At 74.4% G+C, this 10,152-nt stretch carries 14 protein-coding genes; 8 read left to right on the plus strand and 6 right to left on the minus strand.

The features are described from left to right. Positions 1-111: 111 nt before the first annotated feature. Positions 112-1,050 carry a hypothetical protein gene (locus ACFWEK_RS13775; RefSeq protein WP_430554415.1) on the plus strand — a complete coding sequence of 313 codons (939 nt, stop codon included), beginning with the start codon at positions 112-114 and terminating at the stop codon, positions 1,048-1,050. Positions 1,051-1,373: 323 nt separating this feature from the next. On the opposite strand, the gene ACFWEK_RS13780 is transcribed toward ACFWEK_RS13775, so the two are convergent. Continuing rightward, on the minus strand, positions 1,374-1,931 hold the full coding sequence (locus ACFWEK_RS13780; RefSeq protein ID WP_430554416.1) for a DUF402 domain-containing protein: 558 nt from the start codon (positions 1,929-1,931) through the stop codon (positions 1,374-1,376). Positions 1,932-2,073: 142 nt separating this feature from the next. Here ACFWEK_RS13780 and ACFWEK_RS13785 point away from each other — a divergent pair, with 142 nt between their 5' ends. After that, entirely contained in the window at positions 2,074-2,850 is a 777-nt protein-coding gene (locus ACFWEK_RS13785) for an SDR family NAD(P)-dependent oxidoreductase (RefSeq protein ID WP_430548014.1), read from the plus strand. A 24-nt stretch (positions 2,851-2,874) separates the two neighbouring features. Continuing rightward, positions 2,875-3,153, plus strand: a complete 279-nt coding sequence (locus ACFWEK_RS13790; RefSeq protein ID WP_430548013.1) for a glutaredoxin family protein — start codon at positions 2,875-2,877, stop codon at positions 3,151-3,153. A gap of 4 nt (positions 3,154-3,157) precedes the next feature. Here ACFWEK_RS13790 and ACFWEK_RS13795 read toward each other — a convergent pair whose 3' ends face one another. After that, positions 3,158-3,985: an ABC transporter permease gene (locus tag ACFWEK_RS13795; protein ID WP_430554417.1), complete on the minus strand. Its 828-nt coding sequence runs from the start codon at positions 3,983-3,985 to the stop codon at positions 3,158-3,160. Beyond that, on the minus strand, positions 3,982-4,935 hold the full coding sequence (locus tag ACFWEK_RS13800; RefSeq protein WP_430554418.1) for an ABC transporter ATP-binding protein: 954 nt from the start codon (positions 4,933-4,935) through the stop codon (positions 3,982-3,984). Before ACFWEK_RS13800 ends, ACFWEK_RS13795 begins: the two co-directional genes overlap by 4 nt. Before the next feature lie 113 nt (positions 4,936-5,048). On the opposite strand from ACFWEK_RS13800, the gene ACFWEK_RS13805 reads away from it, so the two are divergent. From ACFWEK_RS13805 to ACFWEK_RS13815, 3 genes are read left to right on the plus strand one after another with little or no spacing between them, the layout of a single operon-like run. Next, complete coding sequence (locus tag ACFWEK_RS13805) at positions 5,049-6,179, plus strand: sensor histidine kinase (protein ID WP_430548010.1); 1,131 nt, start codon at positions 5,049-5,051, stop codon at positions 6,177-6,179. Beyond that, positions 6,176-6,850 carry a response regulator gene (locus ACFWEK_RS13810; RefSeq protein ID WP_430554419.1) on the plus strand — a complete coding sequence of 225 codons (675 nt, stop codon included), beginning with the start codon at positions 6,176-6,178 and terminating at the stop codon, positions 6,848-6,850. The genes ACFWEK_RS13805 and ACFWEK_RS13810 overlap by 4 nt, the downstream gene beginning before the upstream one ends. 41 nt (positions 6,851-6,891) lie before the next feature. After that, complete coding sequence (locus tag ACFWEK_RS13815) at positions 6,892-7,113, plus strand: SCO4848 family membrane protein (protein WP_430554420.1); 222 nt, start codon at positions 6,892-6,894, stop codon at positions 7,111-7,113. A gap of 7 nt (positions 7,114-7,120) precedes the next feature. Here the strand turns inward: ACFWEK_RS13815 and ACFWEK_RS13820 are convergent, their stop codons facing one another. Then, positions 7,121-7,426, minus strand: a complete 306-nt coding sequence (locus ACFWEK_RS13820) for a hypothetical protein (protein ID WP_430554421.1) — start codon at positions 7,424-7,426, stop codon at positions 7,121-7,123. Positions 7,427-7,477: 51 nt separating this feature from the next. After that, positions 7,478-8,458: a hypothetical protein gene (locus ACFWEK_RS13825; protein WP_430554422.1), complete on the minus strand. Its 981-nt coding sequence runs from the start codon at positions 8,456-8,458 to the stop codon at positions 7,478-7,480. A gap of 201 nt (positions 8,459-8,659) precedes the next feature. Here ACFWEK_RS13825 and ACFWEK_RS13830 point away from each other — a divergent pair, with 201 nt between their 5' ends. Beyond that, the gene (locus tag ACFWEK_RS13830) at positions 8,660-9,568 is read left to right on the plus strand and encodes a Ku protein (RefSeq protein WP_430554423.1); all 909 of its coding nucleotides are present in this window, start codon (positions 8,660-8,662) and stop codon (positions 9,566-9,568) included. A gap of 9 nt (positions 9,569-9,577) precedes the next feature. Here ACFWEK_RS13830 and ACFWEK_RS13835 read toward each other — a convergent pair whose 3' ends face one another. Continuing rightward, positions 9,578-9,922 carry a hypothetical protein gene (locus ACFWEK_RS13835; RefSeq protein WP_430554424.1) on the minus strand — a complete coding sequence of 115 codons (345 nt, stop codon included), beginning with the start codon at positions 9,920-9,922 and terminating at the stop codon, positions 9,578-9,580. 33 nt (positions 9,923-9,955) lie between these two features. Here ACFWEK_RS13835 and ACFWEK_RS13840 point away from each other — a divergent pair. Then, a partial coding sequence (locus ACFWEK_RS13840) for a sugar transferase (protein WP_430554425.1) occupies positions 9,956-10,152 on the plus strand: 197 nt, incomplete at its 3' end.

The raw sequence follows: 10,152 nt of genomic DNA on the forward strand, positions 1-10,152 counted from the left end.
GGACCACCTGGCCGAGGAGGGCGGTGCGCCGGTCTCCTTCGACTGCGACACCTGGGGGGACCTCGCGGCGGCCCGTGCGCGGATCAGGGAGCATGGACACGTGTTGAACGAATGGATCTTGGCAGCTTCCTGACCTCCACTGCCGAGAACCTCGATGACCCGGCGGCGACGTCCTGGCCCTCTACCCTCCCCGTCACGCTCCAGGGGGATACCGCGTCGATGCCCGACGCGATCGGCGCGGCCGAAGCCGCCGCGCTCCTGGAACCGGACAAGCGAACCGTCGAGGTGGTCGTCAGCCCAGCACCCGACCCGCGCGTGACGGTGTCGATCGCGGGCCCGGACGGCGATCTTCAGCAGGTGCTCGACATTCCGGCACCCCAGCCGGTCCCGGAGACGTACAAGTTCGGATTCTCTGCCTCTACCGGGCTGTTCACGGACGTGCACCTCATTCGCAACGTCGTCCTGGAGTCCGTGGACCCGTCACCGATCCTCACCCTCACGAAGGTGGCCGACGACCCGGGTCCGTACCAGCTCGGCGACACGATCGCCTACACCTATGGCGTCACCAACTCCGGGCTGGCGCCTGTCACCGATCTCGAGGTGCTCGACGACCGCATCCCCGACGTCGTCTGCGAGGCGACGGCTCTTGGCGCCGTCGGCGACGCCCCGGCGAACACGACGACCTGTCGCGGTGAATACGTCGTCACCGCCGACGACGTCGACGCCGGCGAGGTGGTGAACACCGCGACCGCGTCCGGCGACGACGGCGGGGCCATCTCGCCTCCCGTCAGCGAGAGCGTCCCGGTCATCGCACCGTCGCCGAGCCCGTCGCCGAGCCCGTCGCCGAGCCCGTCGCCCAGTCCGTCGCCCAGCCCCAGCGTCGCCGCCCCGATGGTCCCGCCGGCGACTGACGCGCAGCCGCCCACCACACCGACATCCCCGAGCGAACTACCGCGGACCGGTGCCGACGTAGGCCCGGCGGCGGTCCTGACCGCCATTCTCCTAGCGGCAGGTGCAGTCATGGTTGGGCTCGCGCGGCGGCGAATCTAGCCCACTCGCGCCCGAACCACGGAGGAGTACTGACGGAATCACCACGCGGCGTGTGCGCCGAGTGCCCCGCCGTGCACGTGACTGACGAGCAGGTCACCGGGCGGAGCGATCAGGGCTCCGGTGCCCGAGGTCCTCGGAAGGCTGAGGATTCCCGGCCTGCCCCCGGAACGACGCCGCGCGGCATGCTCGCCCTGGTCAAGGTCGATGTACCGGACGGTGGCGTGGGGTGGTGCGTGTGTGGCCGCGGACCTGGACGACGAGGGGGAGGTCCTCGGCGTTCTCGCGGGACGACTCGGAACCCACCCGCGGACTGATCCGGCTCATCACTGCGCGGACAAACGGCCCGACGTCTGCTTCGTCGCGGCGAGCCGGTCGAGCCAGTGCCGGTAGCGGCTGCCGAAAGGCTCGATGCCGTCGCGCAGGGCGGTGGTCAGCCACGCGGCCGCCGCTTCCGCCCGCCGGACGACGTCGGCCGGGTAGCCGTACCGCACCTGGTGGACGGCGAACTCGTCCTCGTCGTCCACGAAGACCGACATGTCGTCGCGGACGCGGCACACGTCGAGGTCCAGGTCGACCATGGTCACCTCGCCCGCACCGCTCCACGTGGAGGGGGTGGCGACGTCGCAGTACGCGTCCAGGTGGGCCGGGGCCGCCTGGAACTCGGCCGTCCACCACGCATCTCGCGGGACGAGCATCACCCGGTCGTCCCCGACCGCCACGACGGCGGTCTCCTGGCCCGGCTCGCCCCTGCGGTAGACCGTCCCGGCCCTGGCGCCGAGCCACACGCCCCACTCGTCCTCGCCCAGCATCATCATCGGGTAGTGCCAGTGCAGGCTGCCGTCGTACTTGCGCACCACGACCCGGACCTCGTCGTCGACCATCGCCCGAGGCTATCGTCGACGTGACGTGGTGCCCATGCGTGGCGAGGCCCACGCTGCCGCAACCGGCCGTCCGAGCCGTCCACCGGGTGCGCGCCACGAGCGCCTGTCACAGCGACGGCGCGCGCGTGGCAGGGTTCTCGGCGTGAGCGACACGTACCTCTCCTCCCTGTTCTCCCTCGACGGCCGGGTCGCGCTGGTGACCGGCGGCAGCTCCGGCATCGGCCGCGCGATCGCGGGGGCGCTCGCCCGGGCGGGCGCCCGGGTCGTCGTCGTGGCGCGCCGGGCGGCGGAGCTGGACGACACGGTCGCGGAGCTGCGCGCGGACGGCTGCACCGCCGACCGCGTCAGCGCCGACCTGAGCTCGCGGTCCGGCGTGCGGGCCGCGGCCGAGGAGGTCGCCGCCGTGTACGGCGAGCCCGACGTCGTGGTGAGCTCGGCGGGGATCAACCTGCGGCCGCCGCTGGGCGAGACGGACGACGCGACCTGGGACGCCACCATGGCGGTCAACCTCGAGGCGCCGTACCTGCTCGGACAGCGGTTCGGTCCCGGCATGGCGGAGCGCGGGTACGGCCGGCTGATCCACGTGTCGTCCCAGCAGGCGCACCGCGCGTTCGTGCAGTCCGGCGTCTACGGGGTGTCCAAGGGCGGCCTGGAGTCGCTGGCCCGCTCGCAGGCCGAGGCCTGGTCGTCCCGCGGCGTCACCGCCAACACGCTGGTGCCCGGCTTCGTCCTCACGCCGCTGAACGCCCGGCTGCAGTCCGACCCGGCGCGGGTCGAGGCGCTCGCGGCCCGCACGATGGTGGGCCGCAACGGGCTGCCCGACGACTTCGCCGGCGCCGCGGTCTTCCTTGCCGGCCCAGGGTCCGCCTATGTGACGGGACAGTCACTGTTCGTGGACGGCGGGTTCTCCGCGCACTAACCCCGTGGGGGTATGGTGCTGCGCATGACCGACGACACCACGACCGACCTCCGCCGCCCCGCGACCCTCACGATGTACGGGGCCACGTGGTGCGGCGACTGCCGCCGCGCCAAGCGCGTGCTCGACTCCCGCGGCGTGGAGTACGTGAACGTGGACCTCGTCGCCGACCCCACGCGGGCCGACGACGCCGAGTCGATCAGCGGCCGCAAGAACATCCCCGTCGTCGTCTTCCCCGACGGCGAGTTCTTCGTCGAGCCCACCGACGCCGAGCTCACGGCGAAGCTGGACGCTGTCGGCCTCTGACGGCTCACTCCCAGCGGAACCACGCGGCCGCCGCGCCCCCCGCGACGACGGTGCTCGCGCCCAGGCCCACGAGGGCCGGCGCGGGCACCGCGAGGCCGGCCCAGGCCGCGCCGAGCGCGTCGACGGCGGCGCCGAAGGGGAGCCAGCCGCCGAGCGTGGCGAGAGCGTCGGGGAGGTTCTCCCGGGGCCCGAACAGCCCGCCGAGCGCGCCGAGGCCGAAGAACGCGACGAGGCCGATCGCCACGGCGGACCCCGGCGTCGGCGCGACGGCCGCCACGAACATCCCGACCGCGTACATCGCGGCGATCGCCAGTGCCAGGACGCCCGCCGCCACCCACGGGTCGGCCGGCGGCGACGCCCCCAGCCACGCGAACGCGACGGCGAGCGCGAGGGCGATGCCCAGCAGGATCTGCGCGACCCCGACGAACGCCTGCGCGCCGAGCACCATCGCCGGGGACGCGGGGGTGACACCGAGCCGCTTGAGGATCCCGCTGCGGCGGTAGTAGGCGAGGAAGCTCGGCATGTTGATCACGCCGACCGTGGCGACCACCATCGTCAGCGTCAGCGGGAGGACGTAGACGTCCAGCGCGGTGCGCCCGCCCGTCCCGGGGACGACCTGGTCCAGGCCCGGCGCCAGCCCGTTCATCACGAGGATGAGCAACGGCATCCCGAGCGGGATCACGAGCCCGGCCGTGTCGCGGGCCACCATCCGGGCCTCGGCGACCGTGAGCGCGAGCCACGCCACCGCCCCGGGCCGCACCGGGCGCGGGGGAGCGCCCGGCTCGGGCAGCTCCAGCACGCGGGGGGTGGTGGGATGGCGGGCGGTGGTCATGATGCCTCCAGGGGGCTTCCGGTGAGGGCGAGGAACGCGTCGTCGAGGGTGGGCGGGCGCAGCTGCGTCTCCGTCGCGACCACGCCCGCGGCGGTCAGCGCCGCGCCCACCTCCTGCAGCAGGTCGCTGCTGCCGGGTGCGGCTGGCGCGGCGGCGGTGACGGTGAGCCGCGGGCCCGCCGCGTCGACGTGCTCGACGCCGGGCAGGCGGGCCAGCAGGTCGGCCGCCGTCGCGTCGTCGGTGCGCAGGGTGACGGTGGGCCGCAGGCCGGCCAGGTCGATCAGCTCGGCGGCGGTGCCGCGCGCGACGACGCGGCCGGCGTCGAGGATCGTCACGTGGTCGCAGAGCCGCTCCACCTCCTCCATGAGGTGGCTGACGAGCAGGACGGTGACTCCGTCGGCCCGCAGGTCCTCGACCAGCGACCACATGCTGCGCCGCGCCTCGGGGTCCAGGCCGGTGGTGAGCTCGTCGAGGATGACGGCCCGCGGCGCGCCCACGAGGGCCAGCGCGACCGAGACCCGCTGCTGCTGCCCGCCCGACAGCTTCTCGAAGCGGACGCCGCGCGAGGCGCCCAGGCCGACGCGCTCGACGAGCAGGTCGGGGTCCAGGCCGCGCGGGTAGAAGGACCGGTACAGGCGCACGAGCTCGAGGACCGTCAGCGCGCCGTGGAGGTACGCGCCCTGCAGCTGGACGCCGAGCACGCCGCGCACCCGGCCGCGGTCCGCGCGCGGGTCGAGCCCGAGCACCCGCACCCGCCCGGAGTCCGGGGACCGGGCGCCGGCCAGGAGCTCCACGGTGGTGGACTTGCCGGCGCCGTTGCGGCCGAGCACGCCGGCCACCTCGCCCGGTCCCACGGAGAGGCTCACGTCGTCGAGGGCGACCACCGGTGCGCGGCCGCGGCCCCGGGTGCGGTAGGTCTTGCGCAGGTGCTGCGCCACGAGTGCGGTCATGGCGGCGACGCTACGGACGCGGCCGGCGCCGTCGCGCGTGCCGCCGGTCACGACCTGCGCCCATGACTTCCGGCACTCCTCGTCGTCCGGGCTCGCCGGATAGCGTGGGTACCATGCGCCGGCTGGGACCCGAGGAGACGTCCGGGCTGACGATCCTCGTCGTCTGCCTGGCGGTCGTCGTGCCCGTGCCCTTCGCGGCGGAGCCGGACCGGATGCTCGTGCCGCTCGCCGTCTGGGTGCTGCTGGCGCTCGCCTGGCTCGCCGCGACGGTCGTCGTCGTCCTGCGGCCGCCCCGCACCCGCGCCGCCTACGCCGGTCTCGCGGCCCAGGCGCTGCTGACCGCGGCCCTCGTGATCACGGTGCCCGGGATCGGCTGGCTGCCCATCCTGCTGGTCTTCGGTGCCGCGCTGAGCACGTACGTCGGTCCGACGCGGGTGGTCGTCGCCGTGATCGTGGCGAACACGCTGGCCCTGCTCGTCGCCTTTCTGCTCGCCCCGGGGGACGCGCGGCCCTTCGAGGTCGTGCTCTCGCTCGGCCTCTACCTCCTGCTCCAGGTGGCCAGCGCGGCGGTGAGCGTGGCGCTGCAGCGTGAGCAACGGATGCGCACCGAGCTGACCGTCGCCCACGCGGAGCTGGCCGCGGCGATGGTGCTGGGCGAGGAGGCGACCCGCGCGTCCGAGCGCCTGCGCATCTCCCGCGAGCTGCACGACCTCATCGGGCACCAGCTCACCGTGCTCACCCTGGAGCTGGAGTCGGCCGCCCACCTGCCGGGCGAGCGCGGGGCGGCGCACGTGGAGCGCGCCCGCACCGTGGCGCGCGAGCTGCTCGGCGACGTCCGCGCCACCGTGGGCGAGCTGCGCCGTCGCGCGCCCGACCTGCGCGACGCCCTGGACGCCGTCGCGGCCGCCGTCCCGTCGCCGCGGGTGGAGGTTCACGTCGCCGAGGACGTCGTCGCGGACGAGGAGCAGACGGCGGCCCTGGTCCGCGTCACCCAGGAGGTCGTGACCAACGCCGTGCGGCACGCGGAGATGGCGACGGTGCTGCGGATCGAGGTCGCGGCGGACGAGGAGGGCGCGCTCACCCTGGTCGCCCGCGACGACGGCCTCGGCTCGGAGCCGGTCCGGATCGGGCACGGGCTCGCGGGCATCGTCGAGCGGGCCGAGGCCCTGGGCGGCGGCGCGACGTTCGACGCGTCGGCGGGGTTCACGGTGCGGGCGCGCCTCGCCGCGCGGGCGGCGTCGTGACGGCGGACCCGGCGTCCGACGGGACGCGGCGCCGCGTGCGCCTCGCGCTCGCCGACGACCAGACGCTGGTGCGGCACGGCATCCGCAGCCTGCTGGAGATCGCGGGCGGCATCGACGTGGTGGCGGAGGCGGACGACGGCGCGACGGCGGTCGACGCGGTGCGGCAGCACGAGCCCGACGTGCTGCTGCTCGACCTGCGGATGCCCGGCCGCGACGGGATCTGGGCGCTGGAGACGCTGCGCGACGAGGGGCTGGTGGTCGCCGTCCTCGTCCTGACGACGTTCGACGACGACGCGCTGGTGCTGCGTGCGCTCCAGGCGGGGGCGCGCGGCTACCTGCTCAAGGACGTGACGCTGGAGCAGCTCGCCGACGCGGTGCGGACCCTGGCCGCGGGCGAGACCCTGGTGCAGCCCGCGGTGACGGCTCGCCTGCTGCGGGCGGTCCGCTCGGGGCCGGCGCCGGCCGACGTCGTCCCGGCGGAGCTCACCGGGCGCGAGCGGGAGGTGCTGCGCCTCATGGCGCAGGGGTGGTCGAACCGCGAGATCGCGGACGCCCTGTACCTGGCGGAGGGCACCGTGAAGAACCACGTGTCGAACGTGCTGCTCAAGCTCGGCGCGAAGGACCGCACCCGGGCGGTGCTCCTCGCGCTGCAGGGCGGCCTGCTGGCCTGAGGGTTTCGTCGCCGGCCGGGCGGTGCCCGATACTCGACGCCGTGGAGATCCCCGTCGTCTGGTCCGTCGCCCTGCTCGTCGCCGCCCTGTGGAACCTGGCCGTGTGGCCCTCGTTCTGGCGCCGCGTGACCAAGGACCCCCGCGCCCGTGACGCCGCCGGCCGGCCCACGCGGTTCTTCACCGTGCACGCCGTGCTGGTGGGCGTCTCGATGCTGCTCGCCCTGCTCGTCGGTGTCGTCGGGGTCCTCGGCCTGGTCGGCTGACGGCCGCTCAGTCGCTCCCCGGGTCGAGCGGGATCGCGAGGAAGAGCGCCATCAGGACCACCGCGACCCCGGCCCAGCAGACGAGCATCCAGGTCGTTCCCGCGCGCAGCGGGCTGCCGGCGGTCGTCCGTCGCCCGATCACGACGCGGCCGACCGCCAGGGCCACCAGTCCGACGGCGAGGGACCACGAGCCGAGGACCGTCAGGCACGTGAACGGGGCCAGGACCCCGAGCCCGGCGCCGAGGAGCCGTGCGACGTCGGCCCGGTCCGCCGCAGGCTCGGGGAGCCCGGAGGAGAGGCCGTCTGTCGTCATGGGGACAGGATGCCGCCGGACCACCGAGGGGACAAGGCTCGGCGCGGGCGCTCAGCGTCCGTGATGCTGACGGGGCTCGACGCGCGTCACCCAGAACTCGGTCGTCGGCTCCTGCGGCGTCGTGAACCGGGCGTTCGGCAGGTACAGCCCGCCCGCGAAGGCGGCCACCGTGGTCGGGACGTCGAATCCCTCGTCCGTGAGCTCGCCGGTCACCGTGCCACGCGTCCCGCTGCGGTCCAGGCGGACCACGGCCACGAGGTTCAGCTGGTTGCGCACGACGTACAGGGTGCGGCCCACCAGCAGCATCCCGTCGCCGTTCGTGAGCGAGGCGTCGCCGTCCCGCGACGCGAGGTCCACGACCGTCGTCTCGCCCGTGGCGGGGTCGACGCGGTGGAGGGCACCGGTCGTCGAGTTCACCACGAGCAGCCCGCGGCCGTCGGGCGTGGCGGCGATGCCGTTGGCGTTGAACCCCTCGACCTGCTCCCACGCACCGGAGAGCGGCACGGTCTCGGCGGACTCGGGCAGCGAGCCGTGCCGGCCGAGCGGCAGCCGGTACAGCACCGCCTGCTGCGAGTCGGTGAACCACGCGGCGTCGCGGGTGAGCACGACGTCGTTGACGAAGCTGGCCGCGGTGGTGAGCGCGTAGTCGGCCAGGACCTCGCCCGAGCGGGCGTCGACGACGCGCGCGGAGCCCGACGGCCCGCCCGCGACGAAGAGGCGGCCGCGCCGGTCGACCTTGAGGCCGACCGACGGCGTGCCCGGCCCCTCGCTCACGACCTCGCCCTCTCCCGTCACGAGGTTCGCGCGGTAGATGTCGCCGTCGGCGCGGGACCCGAACCAGGCCCACGGGCCGAGGCCGGTGGCGATGCCCTCGGGGAGGAACCCGTCGGGCAGCTCGACCCGGTCCGGCAGCGTGCGGTGGTGCGGCGGGGTCGCGGGTGCGGCGACGGTCGCGGGTGCCGCCGTGACGGCGACCAGCGCCGCGGCGGCGAGCGCGGGTGCCGCCGCCCGTCCTGGGCGTCTCCGGAACATGGTCAGTCCTCGATTCCTCGTCGATCCGCGTCGAGTCGATCCCGTCGTGTCGATCCCCGTCGATCCGGGTCTCGGGTGCGTGCCGAGCCGTCCACCTCGCCACGCTATGCCGGGCGGCGCGCGGTCACGAGGGGAGGGGCGGCACCGGGCCCGGGGCGTTGTGCCCTGGCGCGTGTCCGCAGGTCGCGTGACGATGGTCATATGAGGGCGATCTGGAAGGGCGCCGTGACGTTCGGCCTCGTCAACGTGCCGGTCAAGCTGTACAGCGCGACCGAGGACCACGACGTGCCGCTGCACCAGGTGCACGACGAGGACGGCGGGCGCATCCGCTACCGGCGCGTGTGCGAGCTGGACGGGGAGGAGGTGCCGTACCAGCACATCGACCGCGCCTACGACGACGGCGAGCGCACGGTGGTGCTCACCAAGGACGACTTCGCGGCGCTGCCGGCGGAGGCGAACCGGGAGATCGAGGTCGTCGAGTTCGTGCCGAGCGACCAGATCGACCCGATCATGCTCGACCGCACCTACTACCTCGAGCCCGACTCCAAGAGCCCCAAGGCGTACGTGCTGCTGCGCCGCACGCTGGAGGAGACGGACCGCACGGCGATCGTGAAGTTCGCGCTGCGCCAGCGCACCCGGCTGGCGGCGATGCGCGTGCGCGACGAGGTGCTGGTCATGCAGACCCTGCTGTGGGCGGACGAGGTGCGCGAGGCCGCGTTCCCCTCGCTGGACGGGTCCGTGACGGTGTCCGACAAGGAGCTGGCGATGTCCGGCCAGCTCGTGGCGAGCTACGAGGCCGACTTCGCGCCCGAGGAGTACGAGGACGAGTACCAGGTGCAGCTGCGCCAGCTCATCGACGCCAAGATCGAGCAGGGCGACGCGCTCGACACGTCCGAGACGTTCGGCGAGCAGCCCGAGAAGGAGGACGCCGACGTCATCGACCTCATGGAGGCGCTGCGCCGGAGCGTCTCGGGCTCGAAGGGCGGGTCGAAGGGCGAGGCCGAGGAGAAGGCGCCCGCGAAGAAGGCCCCGGCCAAGAAGGCCCCGGCGAAGAAGCCGGCGGCGAAGAAGGCGCCCGCGAAGAAGGCGGCGGAGCGCAAGACGGGCTGAGTCGCCGGGTCACGCCGGGGCGCCCCCGGCGGGGGCGCGGACGGTGGCGATCTCGCGCACGAGCGTCAGCAGCTCATCGATCTCGCGGTCGTCCGGACCCGTCGCCCCGACGGAGGCGAGGGTGTAGAGGCCCTCGCCCATGAGGGAGACGGCGCGCGCGAGGACGGGGTCGCCCAGCTCGTCCTGGACGGCGGCCGTCCAGGCGGTCTGCGCGTCGTCGAGGACGGCGCGGGCGCGCGGGGAGGCGCCCTGCGCGACGCGCGAGGCGGCGAGGTAGACGACCTCGAACTCGCCGCCGATGACGGTCGACGTGCGCAGCAGGTAGTCGGTCGCGCCCTCGGGGGCGGTGCGCATGGCGTCGACGTCGGCGGCGGTGAGGACGGCCAGGTGCGCTGGGAGCGGCTCGGGGACCCGGCCGCGCCGCCGGTCGTCCTCTGCCACGGGACGCCGTTCTCCTCGTACGTCTGGCGCCGGATCGCACGCGAGCTGGCCCTCGCCGTGCGGGTCACGAGCCGCGGGCCCGTGCTGTTCCGCCAGGACCGGGTGGGGCGCGACGGCCACACCTTCGAGATGTTGAAGTTCCG

Source organism: Isoptericola sp. NPDC060257 (assembly GCF_042726645.1).
Classification (GTDB): domain Bacteria; phylum Actinomycetota; class Actinomycetes; order Actinomycetales; family Cellulomonadaceae; genus Isoptericola; species Isoptericola nanjingensis.

Excerpts from the sequence above, each read along its gene's own strand:
- ACFWEK_RS13775 (WP_430554415.1), top strand. The coding sequence starts at position 112 with ATGGATCTTGGCAGCTTCCTGACCTCCACTGCCGAGAACCTCGATGAC.
- ACFWEK_RS13780 (WP_430554416.1), bottom strand. The coding sequence starts at position 1,931 with ATGGTCGACGACGAGGTCCGGGTCGTGGTGCGCAAGTACGACGGCAGC.
- ACFWEK_RS13790 (WP_430548013.1), top strand. The coding sequence starts at position 2,875 with ATGACCGACGACACCACGACCGACCTCCGCCGCCCCGCGACCCTCACG.
- ACFWEK_RS13795 (WP_430554417.1), bottom strand. The coding sequence starts at position 3,985 with ATGACCACCGCCCGCCATCCCACCACCCCCCGCGTGCTGGAGCTGCCC.
- ACFWEK_RS13800 (WP_430554418.1), bottom strand. The coding sequence starts at position 4,935 with ATGACCGCACTCGTGGCGCAGCACCTGCGCAAGACCTACCGCACCCGG.
- ACFWEK_RS13805 (WP_430548010.1), top strand. The coding sequence starts at position 5,049 with ATGCGCCGGCTGGGACCCGAGGAGACGTCCGGGCTGACGATCCTCGTC.
- ACFWEK_RS13820 (WP_430554421.1), bottom strand. The coding sequence starts at position 7,426 with ATGACGACAGACGGCCTCTCCTCCGGGCTCCCCGAGCCTGCGGCGGAC.
- ACFWEK_RS13825 (WP_430554422.1), bottom strand. The coding sequence starts at position 8,458 with ATGTTCCGGAGACGCCCAGGACGGGCGGCGGCACCCGCGCTCGCCGCC.
- ACFWEK_RS13830 (WP_430554423.1), top strand. The coding sequence starts at position 8,660 with ATGAGGGCGATCTGGAAGGGCGCCGTGACGTTCGGCCTCGTCAACGTG.
- ACFWEK_RS13835 (WP_430554424.1), bottom strand. The coding sequence starts at position 9,922 with ATGCGCACCGCCCCCGAGGGCGCGACCGACTACCTGCTGCGCACGTCG.